At 34.1% G+C, this 16691-nt stretch carries 14 protein-coding genes; all 14 read right to left on the reverse strand.

Going from position 1 to position 16691, the window contains the following annotated elements:
• Positions 1 to 3150 (reverse strand): efflux RND transporter permease subunit, encoded by a 3150-nt coding sequence (locus tag ACJJVP_RS06800; protein WP_405412005.1) that lies wholly within the window; start codon positions 3148 to 3150, stop codon positions 1 to 3.
• A gap of 39 nt (positions 3151 to 3189) precedes the next feature.
• Entirely contained in the window at positions 3190 to 4275 is a 1086-nt protein-coding gene (locus ACJJVP_RS06805) for an efflux RND transporter periplasmic adaptor subunit (RefSeq protein ID WP_405412007.1), read from the reverse strand.
• 102 nt (positions 4276 to 4377) lie between these two features.
• Complete coding sequence (locus tag ACJJVP_RS06810) at positions 4378 to 4869, reverse strand: GbsR/MarR family transcriptional regulator (RefSeq protein ID WP_405412009.1); 492 nt, start codon at positions 4867 to 4869, stop codon at positions 4378 to 4380.
• 207 nt (positions 4870 to 5076) lie between these two features.
• Positions 5077 to 5472, reverse strand: a complete 396-nt coding sequence (locus ACJJVP_RS06815) for a hypothetical protein (protein WP_405412012.1) — start codon at positions 5470 to 5472, stop codon at positions 5077 to 5079.
• 9 nt (positions 5473 to 5481) lie between these two features.
• Positions 5482 to 6501 carry a phenylalanine--tRNA ligase subunit alpha gene (gene pheS / locus ACJJVP_RS06820; RefSeq protein ID WP_405412014.1) on the reverse strand — a complete coding sequence of 340 codons (1020 nt, stop codon included), beginning with the start codon at positions 6499 to 6501 and terminating at the stop codon, positions 5482 to 5484.
• Positions 6502 to 6796: 295 nt separating this feature from the next.
• Positions 6797 to 7426, reverse strand: coding sequence for a carbonic anhydrase family protein (locus ACJJVP_RS06825; protein WP_405412017.1), 630 nt, complete (start codon positions 7424 to 7426; stop codon positions 6797 to 6799).
• A gap of 152 nt (positions 7427 to 7578) precedes the next feature.
• Positions 7579 to 9171 carry a SulP family inorganic anion transporter gene (locus ACJJVP_RS06830; protein WP_405412020.1) on the reverse strand — a complete coding sequence of 531 codons (1593 nt, stop codon included), beginning with the start codon at positions 9169 to 9171 and terminating at the stop codon, positions 7579 to 7581.
• Positions 9172 to 9234: 63 nt separating this feature from the next.
• On the reverse strand, positions 9235 to 9531 hold the full coding sequence (locus ACJJVP_RS06835; RefSeq protein WP_405412021.1) for a hypothetical protein: 297 nt from the start codon (positions 9529 to 9531) through the stop codon (positions 9235 to 9237).
• Positions 9532 to 9588: 57 nt separating this feature from the next.
• A complete protein-coding gene (locus ACJJVP_RS06840) occupies positions 9589 to 10350 on the reverse strand; it encodes a tetratricopeptide repeat protein (protein ID WP_405412023.1) in 762 nt (253 codons plus the stop codon).
• Between the two features lie 2 nt (positions 10351 to 10352).
• The gene (locus ACJJVP_RS06845; protein WP_405416149.1) at positions 10353 to 12074 is read right to left on the reverse strand and encodes a BatD family protein; all 1722 of its coding nucleotides are present in this window, start codon (positions 12072 to 12074) and stop codon (positions 10353 to 10355) included.
• Between the two features lie 59 nt (positions 12075 to 12133).
• Complete coding sequence (locus ACJJVP_RS06850; RefSeq protein ID WP_405412025.1) at positions 12134 to 12985, reverse strand: tetratricopeptide repeat protein; 852 nt, start codon at positions 12983 to 12985, stop codon at positions 12134 to 12136.
• Positions 12978 to 14024 carry a VWA domain-containing protein gene (locus tag ACJJVP_RS06855; RefSeq protein WP_405412026.1) on the reverse strand — a complete coding sequence of 349 codons (1047 nt, stop codon included), beginning with the start codon at positions 14022 to 14024 and terminating at the stop codon, positions 12978 to 12980. The genes ACJJVP_RS06850 and ACJJVP_RS06855 overlap by 8 nt, the downstream gene beginning before the upstream one ends.
• A 1-nt stretch (position 14025) precedes the next feature.
• Positions 14026 to 15024, reverse strand: a complete 999-nt coding sequence (locus tag ACJJVP_RS06860) for a vWA domain-containing protein (protein ID WP_405412028.1) — start codon at positions 15022 to 15024, stop codon at positions 14026 to 14028.
• On the reverse strand, positions 15025 to 16686 hold the full coding sequence (locus ACJJVP_RS06865) for a hypothetical protein (RefSeq protein ID WP_405412030.1): 1662 nt from the start codon (positions 16684 to 16686) through the stop codon (positions 15025 to 15027).
• Between the last annotated feature and the right edge of the window lie 5 nt (positions 16687 to 16691).

A 16691-nucleotide genomic window follows, 5' to 3' on the forward strand; every position in this document is an offset into this window, starting at 1 on the left:
TTAGTTCTTAGGTTCTTCAATAAGTTCTTGCGGTGCACCAGTAATGCGCTCTTGTAGCGATTGGAAAATAACATACAATGCCGGTATAACGAATACACCGAAAATGGTACCTATTAACATACCACCAACGGCACTCATACCAATAGATCTATTACCTACTGCACCAATTCCGCTAGACAGTGCCAATGGCATTAATCCAAGAATAAAGGCGAACGAAGTCATTAAAATAGGTCTAAGTCTCGCTTTTGCACCATCTATGGCAGAATCGATTATTGACATCCCATGTTTTCTACGTTGTAAAGCAAACTCTACAATAAGAATGGCATTTTTAGAAAGTAGACCAATAAGCATAATCAATGCAATCTGGAAATAAATATTATTCTCTAAACCTGCAAAATTTATAAAAGCAATGGCACCTGCGATACCTACTGGTAACGATAATAAAATTGAGAAAGGTAATATATATGATTCATATTGGGCACTTAAAAGAAAGTATACAAATATTAAACTCAATGCAAAAATGATAATGGTTTGACTACCGGCACTACTTTCTTCTTTTGTTAAACCAGAATATTCATAGGTGTAATTTTGAGGTAATACTTGCGCAGTAACCTCTTCAATTGCGTTAATGGCATCACCAGTACTGTAGCCAGGATTAAGAGCGCCATTTATTTTTACAGAACTCAATAGGTTAAATCTACTAACAACTTCAGGACCATAAATTTTCTTTAAAGAAACGAATTGAGAAATAGAGACTGATTCACCCTTAGAATTCGTTACAAAAATAGAATTTATAGATTCTTCATTTGCTCTGTCCTCTGGTTTAGCCTGTATCATTACACGATACTGTTTACCAAATTTATTAAAGTCGGTGGTATATAAGCCACCATAATAACCCTGCATTGTATTAAAGATATCAGTTAATGCAAGTCCTGCAGATTTTGTCTTTTCTACATCAACAACTAATTCGTATTGAGGAAAATTTGGGTTAAACTGTGTAATAGCATATTGAACTTCAGGTCTTGAGTTTAATGCAGCTAAAAATTCATTTGTTGTATTGCTAACCGTATGCCAGTCATCTGCGTCTTTACTTTGCAGGTTAACTTCAAAACCTGCAGAGTTACCAAAACCACGAATACTTGGTGGTGCAAAGAATAGTATTTTAGCATCTTTAATAGTTGCGGCTTTAGCAAATAAAGCTCCAATTGTAGCATCTACTGATTGACCATCGCCTTTACGTTCTTCAAAATCTTTTAGTTTTATTACAGAGAAACCGTAAGAACCACCGTTAACATTGTTCAATAAACTTCGACCTGCAATATTCATTCTAGCCTTAACAATGTCCATAGACTCGTAGATTGAATCCATTTTTTTAACCGTTTCCTGTGTTTTTTCTAAAGTAGTACCAGGAGCCAAAGTCATATCGGCAAAAATAATTCCTTGGTCTTCATTAGGAATAAATCCTGAAGGTGTAGTCTTGAAAAGTAAAGCAGCAACGCCGGTAAAAATGATTAATAATAAAACTGTCAACCATTTTTTGTTGGCTAAAAATTTTACAGAACCAATATATTTATCCGTTATAGCATCGAAACCAGTATTGAAAGCAGAAAAGAAACGTTTAGATAAACTCTTTTTCTTGTGTTCGTCAGAAGGTGTATGAGGCTTTAAAAACAAGGCGGCCAAAGCTGGACTTAGCGTAAGTGCGTTTACAGCTGATATTAAAATAGCGATAGCTAATGTAATACCAAACTGTTGATAAAAAACCCCTGAGGATCCTTCAATGAACGAAACAGGAATAAACACAGCAGACATCACCAGGGTAATGGATATAATTGCACCTGAAATCTCTGACATTGCAGATTTAGTAGCTACTTTTGCATTAGTAGCACCTTCCTCCATTTTAGCATGCACCGCTTCGACCACCACAATGGCATCATCAACCACAATACCAATGGCAAGAATCATTGCGAATAAGGTTAACATATTTATGGTATAGCCAAATAGCTGAAGAAAGAAAAAAGTACCAATAATTGCCACTGGTACTGCAATTGCAGGTATTAGTGTGGATCTAAAATCTTGTAAAAACAAGAAAACAACTATAAATACTAAGATAAAAGCTTCTATTAAAGTAGTTATAACATGGTCTATAGAAGCATCTAAGAAATCTTTTGTGTTATAAGGTATTATGTAATCTATCCCCTTTGGAAAATCGCTCTTGCTTTCCTTTAGAATTGTTTCAATTTGCTTAATTATCTCGTTAGCATTTGATCCTGAAGTTTGAAAAATACCCACAACTGTACCTGGGTTTCCCATACCTTCATTTTTGGTACCATAATTAAAAGCACCCAATTCAATTTCGGCAACATCTCCTAATCTTAAATACTGTCCGTTATCTTGTGCTTTAATGACAATGTTCTCATACTCTGAAATTTCAGATAATCTTCCTTTATATTTTAGAACATATTCGTAAACGCCATCTGCATTTTCACCAATTTTACCTGTTGCAGCTTCTACATTTTGTTCATTAAGTGCACTTTGTATATCTGCAGGCATTAAGTTAAAAGCGGCCATTTTATCTGGTTTTAACCAAACTCGCATAGAATAATCTCTAGCGCCGATAACATTTACACTACCAACGCCTTCAATACGCTGTAATTTTGGAACAATATTGATGTTGGCGTAGTTTTCAACAAATGTGGCATCGTAGTTTTCATTTTCTGAGAACAACGAGAAGAACATTAATGCACTTGTCTGTGTTTTTTCAGTGATAACCCCGTTTGCAATTACGTTACTAGGTAATACATTATTTGCTCTGGCAACTCTGTTTTGAACGTTTACTGCCGCAATATCTGGATCTGTACCTAGCTTAAAAAATACACTGATACTCGCTGCACCATCGTTACTTGCACTAGAAGTCATGTACGTCATTCCTTCCACACCGTTTATTTCCTCTTCTAATGGTACAATTACACTATTTAGAATTGTTTCTGCATTTGCGCCTGTATATGTAGCTGTCACTTGTACGGTAGGAGGTGCAATTTCTGGGTATTGTTCAATAGGTAATGATGATAAGCCTAGAACTCCTAAAATGGTTATTATGATCGATATTACTGTAGAAAGTACAGGGCGATCTATAAATTTTTGGAACATTTTTATTTATTTATATATGAAATGATTTTTTGGAAAGTCTTATTTTACTGGTGTAATTGTCATTCCGTCTTTTATTTTTGTAACACCTTCAACTACAATAGTTGTTCCTTGTTCTATACCATTTTTAACGATATAGCCTTTTTGGGTGTTCTCAATAATATCAATTGGCATAGTTGTGACTGAATTGTCACTTTTTAAAACATATATCAATTTTTTGCCTTGTAAATCTATCGTTGCAACTTGTGGTATTTCATAGACACCCTCATAAATTGTTGGAATTTTTATTTTACCGGTACTTCCGCTACTTAGTATATTATTTGGATTTTCAAAATCTGCTCTAGCTGTTATATTACCTGTAGAACTATTGATTATGTTATTAACCATTGCAATTTTTCCTGGTTTTGCGTAATCTGCACCATTGATCATCTCTAATTTTACTTCAGGTGCTTTATTTAGGTCAATTAAGTGGTCCTTATTTTGAGGTAATGAAGACTTAAAGTTTAAAGCTTCTCTTTCACTCATAGAAAAATAGGCGCGAACTACACTAACGTCAGAAACCGTAGTTAAAGGTTGTGTCATCGAAGAACTTACTAAAGCACCCATTTGATATGGAATTTCACCAATATAACCATCAACAGGGCTTGAAATATTAGCGTAGTTGATATTAGAAGCAACGCTTTGATAACTCGCTTTTGCTTGCGCAAGTTGTGCTTTAGCTGTTTCTAACTGAACGCTACTGATGATATTCTTTTCAACTAGGGGTTTTAATTTATCTACTTCTACTTGAGCAACGTTAACTGAAGCCTTAGCTGCATTAGCATCTTGATTTAGAGTTTGGGTCTCTAATTTAAAAAGTAGTTGTCCTTTTTTGACTTTCTGACCTTCTTCCACATATATTTTTTGCACAAAACCAGAAACTTTAGGCCAAATCTCAACATTTTGTTTACCCTCTAAAGTGGTTGAAAATTCGTTGTATGTAGTTAAATCTTGCTTTTTTAGTGCTTGGACTTTTAAACTTGGTGGTGGAGGTGCGGCTGCTCCTTCTGCCGGTTTTTCTGATGAACTAAAGCAGGAACTCAAAAGAAGAGTTGCATTTAATATTGCTATAATTGATAATTTCTTCATTTTAGATGGATGTTTATTTGTATTAAAATAGTTGCTTAGCCTTGTCAAGGTCTTGTTAATTCGGAATGTTCGGTAAAAAACGAACCAAATTGATATAAAAAATTATTTTAGCTCTTGCTGTTGTTGTTTTAATGTAGCAATTGTAGTTTTCAGGTTTGACGTCATATCATCGATACATTTAACGTAAACTGTTATTTTGTTTTTATTTTCTTCATGTTTATCAGGTCTATACTCTTCATTATAAGCGGTAATTTTACGAACCATTTCACTCTCTCTTTCAAGTTTTGTTAATGAACGATTAAGCTTTTTAATGAAGAAAGTATTCTTTTCAGCCACCTTAAAATATCTTTTACGATCACCAGATTTTGTAAAATACTTTACAAAATCCATTTGTAATAAAAGATTTAAGGATGTGGAAATAGAACTTTTACTAGCGCCTCTCTTAAGAAGGCAATCTTCAAAGGTTAACCCTTCTTCTTCTGTAATAACCAAGTTCGCAAAGATTCTGGCAGCTAATGGAGGCAAATCATATTCAGATTCGAAATGAACTCCCAGTTCTTCGATTAGCTTATTTTTTATCTCTTCTTTACTCATATGACTAAAATTGAAGCGACAAAGGTATAGTTAGTTCGTCTACAAACAAACTAAAAGAACTTAAATTATGTTAAAAACATAGAGCTACATAGTTGCAGAAACTATAACTACATAACTAATTGTAAAACAATGAAGTATTATAATTATTGAAGATGTTGATATATAAAAAATATTGCTTCTTTCTAGAAAATATATATTTTGATTGCATTAAATAGCCATAATGCCATCTTTATTTATGAGTAATATAGGGATTAAGTTAGAATCGGTTACTGAATTTTTTTCGAAGACAAATCGTTTATCGTACAGTTGGCCATTGGCAAAAAAAGTTAAAAAAAACTCATTATTTAATGTCAAGACATCTTCTTGCACCACCTCAATTTTTTTAAATGATTTAGGGTTTACAATACCGAGGTTGTGTCGCATTATCGAAGTTTTACGCTCACCATCATAACCTTTCGAAACTACCATAGTCATTTCAATAGTAGTTTCGCGATTATTTATGATATAAGCATTCCATTCTTTGTCCAAGAATTCTTCGTTCCATTCGCGAATAATGGCGATGTGTACATCTTTAACAACGGGTATTTCAATATCTTTTTTCACAAAGTGATTTTATAATGCACTTCTAAATTGCTCTAGAAAACGCAAATCATTTTCACTTAATAAACGAATATCTGTTATTTGATGAAGAAGCATTGCAATACGATCTATACCAACCCCAAAAGCAAAGCCTGAATAAACTTCAGGGTCAAGACCGCAGTTTGTAAGTACATTTGGGTCTACCATACCACAACCGCCAATTTCTAACCAACCAGTACCTTTGGTAATTTTATAATCAGCTTCTGTTTCTAAACCCCAATATACATCTACTTCTGCACTAGGTTCAGTAAATGGAAAGTAAGAAGGTCTTAATCTTATTTTAGATTTTCCGAAAAGTTCTGCAGTAAAGTATTGCAGTGTTTGTTTTAAATCAGCAAATGAAACATCCTTATCAATATACAGACCTTCAACTTGATGAAAGAAACAATGAGATCTGGACGAGATAGCTTCGTTTCGATATACTCTGCCTGGAGAGATAGTACGAATAGGTGGTTTGTTATTTTCCATATAGCGTACCTGTACAGATGAGGTGTGTGTACGTAAAAGGATATCTGGATCTGTTTGTACGAAGAAAGTATCTTGCATATCTCTTGCAGGATGATACTCTGGCAAGTTCAACGCAGTAAAATTATGCCAATCATCTTCAATCTCTGGACCTTCAGAAACATTGAAACCAATTCTTGAGAAAATATCAATGATTTTATTCTTTACGATTGAAATAGGATGACGAGAACCTAAATCCATTTGAATACCAGGTCTGGTTAAGTCGCCATATATCTGTTCATCGGTTTGTGTACTTGCTAAAACGCCTTTTAAAACTTCTACTTTTTCTGTAGCAGCTTGTTTAAGTTCATTTATAGTTTTGCCAAACTCTTTTTTTTGATCATTAGGCACATTCTTAAACTCCGCAAAGAAGTCATTAAGAATGCCTTTTTTCCCTAAATATTTAATTCTAAACGTTTCAACAGCTTCGATATTATCAGCTGTGAACGATGTTACTTCAGAAATCTGTTCTTTTATCTTATCAATCATGAATGTTGATTAAAGCCGCAAATTTAAAACTTTTAAGATAGCTATGATGTGTTTTTATAGCTTTTGATGTTGAGTCTATAGCTAATTTTGTTATTTATAATTATTAAGCCAATTAATGGTTAGGTTTGTAATGGTTGTTTAAAACTATGATCTAAAATAAAATAATTGCCTATTACTATTTTAATAGATTAAAAAAAGGGAGCTATTTAGTTTGGAAATTAGTAGCGATAAACAGAAAGACCGATGTAATAGCTACATCGGTCTTTCTGTTTATAAAAATTGCATTTTATGCTGCTTAGCTATAAAATTCTACAGCTCCAGAAGTTATGTCATACATAGCGCCAACAATCATTATTTCGCCATTTTCTTCCATTTCGGCTAAAACCGGACTTTGTTTTCTGATATTATCAATAGTTAGTTCTACATTTTTAGCTGAAACTTCATCTACAAATTCTAAATTTTTTGAATTTCTAAGAGATTCATCCGTTGGTTCTTTAACGGCCTCTACTGCTGGTTCGATTTTATTGATAAGTGCGGTTAAATTTCCTAACCTTGCATGGTCGCAAGCTCCTTTAATAGCTCCACAACTTGTATGTCCTAAAACTACAATAAGTTTTGTACCGGCTAATTTACAACCAAATTCCATGCTGCCTAGAATGTCTTCGTTTACAAAGTTTCCAGCAATTCTTACACTAAAAATATCGCCCAACCCTTGATCAAAAACCAGTTCTGACGAAACCCGTGAATCTATACAACTTAAAATTGTTGCAAATGGAAATTGACCTTCGCTAGTATCATTAACTTGTTCTAATAGATTACGGTTTGCTTTTAAATTATTTTGAAATCTTTCATTACCCTCTTTTAAAAAATCTAATGATTTCATCGGTGTTACCGTCGCTTGGGTTTCTTTAGTATGTGCTTTCATAGTATTTTATATTTTTATGATATGTATAAATTGTCGATAGAGTATATTGACCTAGACTAATAGTTACTATTAATGTCTTACTTTCTATTTAGACAAAATACAATTGATGTTTTTCTGGTCTTTTAAATTGAGCCTCAAAAAAACAATTTGTTTTAGCTTAAACTAAGTTTTGACTTAGGGCGTTGCTCAAAAAACTCAACATAACTTGGAGGATTTTCAACGACTCCACGTTTAGAGATCAATTTTATATCAATATTTCTTTCTCTGGCCTTAATGCTAAAATCTTCTAAAATTTCAACAATATCATAATCTAGATACCTTGTGTTCAATATATCGATTTCTAAATATGTATTGTGTGGTAAATTGTCCAATTCTTTCAAAATGGCCCCTTTGTTAAAGAAAGTAACTTCTTCTGCAAGCGTCATTTTAATTTTGTGTTTTCCATCGCTATTATCTTCAATATGAAGAAAGTGTGAATTTTGATAACTTTTAAGTAGAATAACGATAATACCAACAACTAAACCTAAAGTAATGCCGATTAATAAATCACCGAATACAATACCTATGACAGTCACGAAAAAGGGAATAGATTGCTTCCATCCTAATTTATACATTTTAATGAACAATGCTGGCTTAGCTAATTTAAAACCTACGATGAACAGTATTGCGGCCAGTACCGATAATGGTATCATATTTAACAAAGTCGGTATCAAAATAACTGATATCAACAATAAGAAACCATGAATTATGGCTGATAGTTTCGTTCTACCATTTGATTGTATATTGGCTGAACTACGTACTATAACTTGAGTGATAGGTAAACCACCAATCATACCTGAAACAATATTACCAGCTCCTTGAGCTAAAAGCTCTCTATTGGTTGGGGTCACATTTTTATGAGGATCTAATTTATCGGTAGCTTCAACACATAGTAGAGTCTCTAAACTGGCGACAAGTGCAATGGTAAATGCTGTTATCCATACTTGCGGATTACTTATGGCACCAAAATTTGGAAAGCTGAATTGCCCTATAAAAGATGAAAAATCATCTGGTACGGGAACACTGACCAAATGCTCTTTTGATATATTCAATACCTCACTGTTTTGGGTAAGAACATAAAATAAAATACCAACTGCAACAGCAACTAACGGTCCTTGAATTATTTGAAACACTTTGCCCTTCTTAGAAAGTACTTTATCCCAAAGTAGAAGTATAGATAGGCCAATTATAGCAATTAGGGTAGCGCCGGGGCTTATGTTATTGATTGTGTTTAATATTTCAGAAAAAGTATTTTCTCCATCCACTTGAAAAAACGCCCAGTCTCCTTCAGGGTCAGGGTCGTATCCAAAAAAGTGTGGAATCTGTTTAAGAATGATTATGATACCGATACCCGTAAGCATTCCCTTAATTACAGAAGATGGAAAATAATAGCCGATTACACCGGCTTTTAAAACTCCGAATACCATTTGGATAATACCACCTAATACAACAGCGACTAAGAAATTTTCATACCCACCCAGAGTACCGATTGCCGTAAGTACAATTGCGGCTAAACCTGCCGCCGGACCACTAACACCAATTTTAGAACCACTAAGGGCACCTACTAGAACACCCCCAATAATACCAGCAATTACTCCTGAAAATAATGGGGCTCCACTTGCCAAAGCTATACCTAAACAAAGAGGAAGTGCTACAAAGAATACAACGATACTTGCGGGAATATCGCTTTTAATATGTTTGAACATTTTATAAAAAGATTAAATCCCAAATATATCGGGACAGATTAGTAAATTAAAAAAACGAAAAATTCAACTAATCTGATCAGGTGGCGGAGATAGTACTTCAAAAGATAGATTCAAATAATCTATCATTTTAAAGTTATTGATAATAGAACTTTCAAAAATGGATACCTCTACATAAACTAAAGAACTTTCTTTTACGAATTTCTCTTCACCTATAGATGATTTTTTACCAGACTCTTGTTCTTCTTCATTTAGGTTGGTAATAACTATTGGATTCTCAATATCGCACAAAGTAATTATGCTCGGTGCGGTAACCGCAAAAAGCCACAATAACAATAATAATATACGAGCTAAAAAAGTCATTTATGTATAATCTAGGATAAAGATAATGTTCAAAAGTAAAAAAATGTTAACAAATTTCTAAAAATCCTTTAATAATCGCAATTCATTTTCTTTAATCCATCCTGTTTTTCCATCGGTAAGTTTAATCTTTTTCCAAGCATCCAGTTGATCTAGTACATTGACTTTGGTTCCGGCATGAATAATAAAAACTTCTGAACTATTATTGTTGGGTTCGGCTTTAACCAAGCTTTCCTCTGCAAATATTATAGCTGGTTGATATTCATCAAAATCGCTACGTTGTATAAAGGCAAAAGTGAGGGTTAAAATGCAGAAAAATAAGGAAAGTAAACTACCAATAAATGTAATACGTTTTCTTGTAGTAAAATTACTGTAGTAAAATAAAATATATAAAAAGACGAAAGCGAACATAAATGCAATAGAAACATAAGCCCATTGGTCAAAACTAAGTTTGTCTGTAACATTTTTGTACAGTTTAGACAAACCTGTTTCTGGCATAGTGTCTATAGCATCTATAGTCATGTTCTGAGAATAACTTAGATTTGTTTTTATTTCATTATCGTTCGGAGACAGCAATAACGCTTTTTCATAATAGTAGATGCTTTCAGCTATTTTATTTAATTTGTAGTAAGCATTACCAAGGTTGTAGTATACCGTAGAGGAGTGTTTGCCATTAGTTAATATGTCATCATAGTAACCAATTGCTTTTTCATAATTCCCATCGTTATAGGCTTCGGTAGCTTGCTCAAATAATTGATTGTTCTGAGCGGTAGATAGTAATACCGTAAAAAGACTAAAAAAAACAGCTAGCTTTTTGAACATACTTATAATTGTTTATCCATTAAAGAAATAACCTCACTTGCTTTATCATAATCGGCTTGCATTTGTACATCTGAAAATGGACTGTATCTAGCCGCTTCGCAATTTTTAAGTAGGGCAATAAAGTTATTTACCGTAGTATCATCTATCTGTTTTTCTTTAAGCAGCTCATTTATTTTGTCTTTGCTAAACTCAGAGGTTTCGATTTTCAATTTAGCTTTTAAATAATTATGCAACGCACGTTCTAGTGCAACATAGAAAGATTCTTTAATTCCGAGTTGTTTTCTTGCCGCAGATAAATATTTACGTGCAAGTTTATTTGCCTTCCTAACTTTATTGCCTACAATGTCACCAGCTATGGCATCTCTTTTCTTTCTGAATAGAATAGCTAATGGTATTAACAATAAAGGGCATAATAGCCATAGGTAAAATGTGGTTGATCCTAAGAAGTAAGATGTTGATTTACCAGTTAGATTAGGATTCAATTTTATGAAATTGAATTGATTGCCAGTACTAATCACAGATTGTTTTTGACTGTTTGAAGCTGTTAAATTGTTAGATGAACTTAAAGGGCCTTCTAAAACGTTTATCAAAATTTCATCTGATGTTAATGTAGCATATTTACCAGTAGATGGATTGAAATAGCTAAAATTTACAGGGGCTATAGGATATTTACCTCTAAATGAAGGTACAATTGTGTATTGATTGCTTACTTTACCTTGCATGCCAGCCAAGGTAGTTCTTACCCCTTCTGTAAACTCAGGCTCGTAAACTTCTAAGGCACTTGGTAATTCTAATTCAGGTAACTTGAATAGTTTTAAATTTCCTTTACCGCTTACTTCTACAGTAGCTTGTAGTGATTCTGAAGCATTTAAACTTGTTTTGCTTGTGGTAACGGCAAAATCGAAATCACCGACTGCACCGTTAAAATCAGCAGGCTGATTATCTAATGGTAAAGGTTTTACATTTATAGTTCTACTACCTGCAGATACCGTTTTGTTGGTTTGGGCATACATTCTTTGACCAAAGAAATCTCTCCTACCTGTGGGTACGTCTACGGTAACATCTAATGATAATGGTTCAATATCTAATTTACCTGATTTTTGTGGGTAAAGAACAATACGTTTTAAAATTACATAACGATATGGTTTGCCCTTGTAGGTGCCATTTTGTGCGCTTATTGCGTTTACCTTAATATCTTGACTCCAAAAATCATTGTATTTAGGGTTATCTAAAGGTTGATAGTTAGACACGCTAATATTAGGACTTACATAAAGTTTATAGATTACCGTAATTGCCTCGTTTAAATAAGGATTCGTTTTTGAAACTTCAGCTACTAAATGCAAATTCTCGTCGGCTACATCATCAGCGGTCATTTGGTCACTTGGTTTATCTACCGCGGCAGTAACTTCAACTTCTTTAGCTAATGATTTATAAGTTTCACCTCCAATTACAATAGAGGCTTGTTTAATGGTGAATTTACCTCTTGCAGTCGGAGATAAGGTGTATGAATATGATTTTGAATAACTTCTGACTCCATTTATCCATGAAGAACTAATAGATTGTGAGGGTCCCATGATTACTTTAAAACCAGTAAAATCTGGAGGATTAAAATTATCACCATCACGATTCATAATAAAATCTACACGTAATCTTTCATTAAGACCAAGTTTAGGTTTACTCAGTTTCATCTCGAAAGTTACATCATTGCTACTTTGGCCCATCATCAAAACTGATGACAGAAAAAGGGTTAATAATAACCCAAGTTTAGTTATGGACTTAAAGTCTACCAATCCTTTTCGTTTTTAATTTTAGCGCCTTTTACTTTTTTTGCATCAATTTTATCTTGAACTTTTTTCTCTGCATTCTGCATGGCTCTTAATAGGTTTTCAACTTGTTGTTTAGAAAGCTGGTTAGGTTTTGGTTGCTGTTGGTTTTGTTCATTATTACCTTCACCTGGCTCAGGCTTTTTCTTTTGATCAGACTCTTTGTCGCCTTCACCTTCTTTGTTATCGTCTTTGTTTTCTTCGTCTTTATCACCTTCATCACCTTTTTCACCGTCTTCGCCTTGATCTTTTTTGTCCTCGTTGTCCCCTTCGTCTTTTTTATCTTGATCTTTGTTTTCCTCTTTATCCTTATCCTTATCGTCTTTATCTTGCTTGTTTTCGTCTTGATCTTTTTTCAAAAGCTCTTGTGCCAAAGCTAAATTATAACGAGTTTCTTCATCGGTAGGGTCATTACGTAGGGCTTCTTTATATGCTTCTACTGCCTTGGCATAATCTTTACGTTTCATAAAAACATTACCCATATTGTGGTATGCTTTATGTTTGTCGGTCTTTGAAGTAGATGCTTCGCCAGCTTCTTTAAATCTGCCGAAGGCTTCATTGTAAGTTTCATTTTCGTAATAGGCATTACCTAGATTATAAGGTGCGGCACTATTTTCAGAACTTTTTGCAATAGCCTTTCTATAATCTGCCTCTGCAGCAATAAAATTATCTTCTGACAAAGCTTTATTACCATCCCAGGTAAAATTGGTTGATGACCTTAATGCCTTCTCTTTTTCTTTCTCATCGACCTCTTGTGCAAAAGATGATAAGCAAACAAAAAAGAGCAGTAAAAGGGTACTTATTTTATTCATTTCTTTTCTCATTGAACAAATTGAGTTTCTTTAACCAGCTTGTCTTTCGGTCCAAGATAAATATATCTAAAAAGAGAAGCAACAAAGCTCCACCTATAAACCATTGAAACTGATCTTTATATTCTGCGAATTGTTTGGCTTCAAATTCCTTTTTGTCCATTTTCAACAATTCTTCTTTTATGAATTTTACCGCGGCATCAGTATTAGAGCCATCTATGTATTGCCCTTCTCCATCATTTGCAATATCTATTAAAACACTCTCGTTTAGTCTTGTGATAACGGTTTCACCCTGACTATCTTTTTTAAGACTTTCTAAAATCCCGTTTCTTTTAATCGGTATTGGAGCACCTTTTTCTTTACCAACACCGATGGTGTAAATTATTATACCTTCATCCACTGCGTTTTCTACGGCGTCTAAAGTAGAACCTTCAGAGTGATCTTCACCGTCAGAAATAATAAATAGAACACGGTTGGTCTGTTCTGCATCATCGTAATAGGTGGTTGCTAATTCAATTGCTTGGTCAATAGCAGTGCCTTGAGAGGTGAGCATATCTGTGTTCATACCCGACAAGAACATTTTTGCAGCGCCATAATCGGTTGTAATCGGTAGTTGTGGGTATGCTTGTCCGGCGTAGGCGATAATACCTATACGGTCACTCGCTAATTGATTTATGATTTCAGAAACCAATCTTTTTGCTTTCTCTATTCTATTGGGGGCAATATCTTCTGCTAGCATACTTTTACTAACATCAACAGCAAATACGATATCGACACCCTCTCGTTTTACAGTTTCTAATTTTGTTCCAATTTTAGGATTTACTAAACCTATAGTCAATAGCGCCAATGCAAGAATAAAAACAACCAGTTTTAAACCTCCTTTGTTATAGGATCGGTTTGGTGTAAGCCTTTTTAAAAGTTCAGAATCGGCAAATTTCTTTTGTGTTCTTTTTTTCCAGACCAATAATAAAAGGAACAGCACCACTATCATTGGAATGATAATGAGTAAATAGAAATATATTTTTTCGTCGTATTGTATCATATTATACAAAGCTTCTAAAAAGCGTGTGTCTTAAAATCCATTCTAATAAAAGCAGACCTCCGGCCAATAGAACCCAAAACCTAAATTTTTCCTCGTATCGATAGTATTTAAATTCTTCTACCTCGGTTTTTTCCAATTTATTTATTTCATCATAAATTTCCTCTAAAGATTCGTTATCCGTTGCTCTAAAATATCTACCGCCTGTTGCAGTAGCTATGTCTTTTAATAAGTCTTCATCAATTTCGACTTGACGCATGCCATATCTAAAAGAACCATCGGGATTATATTGAATAGGTGTTAAGGCGTTGCCATTTGTTCCTATACCTATAGTATATGTTTTTATGCCAAATTCAATGGCAAGATCAGATGCTGTTTGTGGTTCTATAAAACCAGAGTTATTTACACCATCTGTCAACAAGATAATTATTTTACTTTTCGCCTTACTTTCTTTTAAACGGTTAACCGATGTAGCCAATCCCATGCCAATAGCGGTACCATCTTCTAATTGACCGTATGTAATTTCTGAGAGTGCATTTAGAACAATAGCTTTATCTGTAGTAATCGGTGTTTTGGTATAGCCCTCACCAGCGTAAGCAACAAGACCGATACGGTCATTTGGTCTTTGCTTGATAAAATCTGCGGCAACTTCTTTTAGAGCAGAAAGTCTATTCGGTTTTAAATCTCTTGCCAACATACTTGAAGAAACATCTATTGCCATAACAATATCGATACCTTTAGTTGTCTTTGAGCGTGTAGAAATATCTTCTGTCTGTGGTCTTGCTAATGCAACGATTATGGCGGCTAATGCCAAAAGCCGTAAAACGAACAATCCTGGTTTTAGTTTTGGTAAAATACCATTGTAGCTAAACCCTTTTGTACTAGATATACGCAAAGAGGCAGTTTGCTCTTTTTGCTTGAATATATACCATACAATTGCTAATGGCAGTATTAAGAACAGCCAAAAGAAATCAGGATTTGCGAATGAAATATTCTCCAACATTTATACTTCTGTTTTTACTTCTACCGATGTTAAAACTCGGTCTACTATTTCTTTTGCATACGCATCATCTTTTAACCAAGTAAGGATAACGTATTGTTGAAAACCTTTGCCACCAAAAAGTAGCACGGTATATTCGCCCTCTATTAATTCTTTAGAACTTGGTGCCTTAAATTGACCGCTACCAAATACTTTTACTCCTTTAACACCGCTTATAGTGGTAAATTCTTCTTGTTTGGTAATGATATTCTTTGCTCCCTGACTTTCGAAATTTGATAAAATCTTTTCAATAGTTTTATCAAAATCTGGTTCTGCATCTTGTTGTGCTAAAGTTATCGATGTTGTGGCTATATTAAAAAGCCCAATAGGGCTGGAATATTGAAACGCCTGCATATCGGTAATGACAGCTTTTGCCTCTGCCGGTAATTTTACTTCTTGTCGTACCAATACTTGGGGTGTCTCTATTTGTATAGGTGGAAAACCATAGCTACTACGTACCCAATCTCCTTCTAAAAGTTCTTTCGTTGGGTGCCCTATAACCGTATCTTTTAAATAACCGAAACCAAATTTTACACCAGCAATAGTTATACCGATCATGACTACGGCAATTGCTGATATTACGGCGATTCTTATTTTTTTCTGTTTAGCCTTGCGCTCTAGTTCTTCTTGGTATTCCGCTTGCTCTAATAATTCTTCTTCTGTTGGTTCTGGTAAAGCTTCATGTGTTTTTTCAACAATTTGTTCAACTAGTTTTCTATCATGTTCAGCAACAGAAGTAGAAGGTTTGTTTTTGGCGAATTTCACCAAATCTGCTGTTTGTAATATTTGTTGAAACTGCTTTATAGTATCGTCTTCTAAATTTAGTTCGCCGGCATCTTTAAGAAGCTCTAGTTTTTCAATTAATTGTCCTGTTGTACTTTCTAGTGCAGTTACATGGGCATCTTCCTCTAAGTACGAACGTACAATGGTGGTCAATTCAGAATAGTACTCTTTATATTCGTCTTGTATTAAGTATCTCGAATTTTCTAAACGTTTAAGTTCTAGCAGAGCTCTATCGTAGGGTGGCAAAAGAGCTACTTTTTCCTCTTCAGTAAGTGGCTTTTTACGAAATACAAACCAATATAGTAGTCCACCTAAGATTAGCAAAACTAGTATGCCAATAAGTAGGTATTTCCAAAAAGTGTAATTACTTTTCTCTACATTAATAAGCGGTTTAATGTCATACATTTTCTGATTCAATGTATCTACAGGTATTGTTGCTACATTGATTAATGACGAATCGGTCATAAAACCAACACCGTTAATATCAATTCGTTGCGCGGGTAGTTTGTAAGCTCCAGAATCGAACTGGGTTAGTGCATATATTTTTTGAAGTGTTAATCTGTCTTTTTTTCTAGTAGTATCGGTAGCAAAAGCCTCTACGGTCTCTAGCGGCGAAAATGTTTGTCCCTCTGGAAAAATAACAAAATCTGTAGAGTCGATATCAACGGTAACTTTCCATTGTACCTGTTCGCCTATTTTAATAAAAGTAGTATCTACCTCTGATTTAATAATGGGGTTATTTTGTGCAGAAAGTTCTAAGATGAACAGTAGAAATAAGAATATAGGCGAAATTCGTTTTATACACGAAACACCATTTTCAATTATTCTATTTGTATTAATCATTCGTA

Origin of the sequence: Maribacter sp. Asnod1-A12 (assembly GCF_045063735.1) — a bacterium.
Lineage (GTDB): Bacteria > Bacteroidota > Bacteroidia > Flavobacteriales > Flavobacteriaceae > Maribacter.

Excerpts from the sequence above, each read along its gene's own strand:
- ACJJVP_RS06840 (WP_405412023.1), bottom strand. The coding sequence starts at position 10,350 with ATGTTCAAAAAGCTAGCTGTTTTTTTTAGTCTTTTTACGGTATTACTA.
- ACJJVP_RS06805 (WP_405412007.1), bottom strand. The coding sequence starts at position 4,275 with ATGAAGAAATTATCAATTATAGCAATATTAAATGCAACTCTTCTTTTG.
- ACJJVP_RS06800 (WP_405412005.1), bottom strand. The coding sequence starts at position 3,150 with ATGTTCCAAAAATTTATAGATCGCCCTGTACTTTCTACAGTAATATCG.
- ACJJVP_RS06830 (WP_405412020.1), bottom strand. The coding sequence starts at position 9,171 with ATGTTCAAACATATTAAAAGCGATATTCCCGCAAGTATCGTTGTATTC.
- pheS (WP_405412014.1), bottom strand. The coding sequence starts at position 6,501 with ATGATTGATAAGATAAAAGAACAGATTTCTGAAGTAACATCGTTCACA.
- ACJJVP_RS06835 (WP_405412021.1), bottom strand. The coding sequence starts at position 9,531 with ATGACTTTTTTAGCTCGTATATTATTATTGTTATTGTGGCTTTTTGCG.
- ACJJVP_RS06865 (WP_405412030.1), bottom strand. The coding sequence starts at position 16,686 with ATGATTAATACAAATAGAATAATTGAAAATGGTGTTTCGTGTATAAAA.
- ACJJVP_RS06850 (WP_405412025.1), bottom strand. The coding sequence starts at position 12,985 with ATGAATAAAATAAGTACCCTTTTACTGCTCTTTTTTGTTTGCTTATCA.
- ACJJVP_RS06825 (WP_405412017.1), bottom strand. The coding sequence starts at position 7,426 with ATGAAAGCACATACTAAAGAAACCCAAGCGACGGTAACACCGATGAAA.
- ACJJVP_RS06860 (WP_405412028.1), bottom strand. The coding sequence starts at position 15,024 with ATGTTGGAGAATATTTCATTCGCAAATCCTGATTTCTTTTGGCTGTTC.
- ACJJVP_RS06855 (WP_405412026.1), bottom strand. The coding sequence starts at position 14,024 with ATGATACAATACGACGAAAAAATATATTTCTATTTACTCATTATCATT.
- ACJJVP_RS06810 (WP_405412009.1), bottom strand. The coding sequence starts at position 4,869 with ATGAGTAAAGAAGAGATAAAAAATAAGCTAATCGAAGAACTGGGAGTT.
- ACJJVP_RS06845 (WP_405416149.1), bottom strand. The coding sequence starts at position 12,074 with ATGATGGGCCAAAGTAGCAATGATGTAACTTTCGAGATGAAACTGAGT.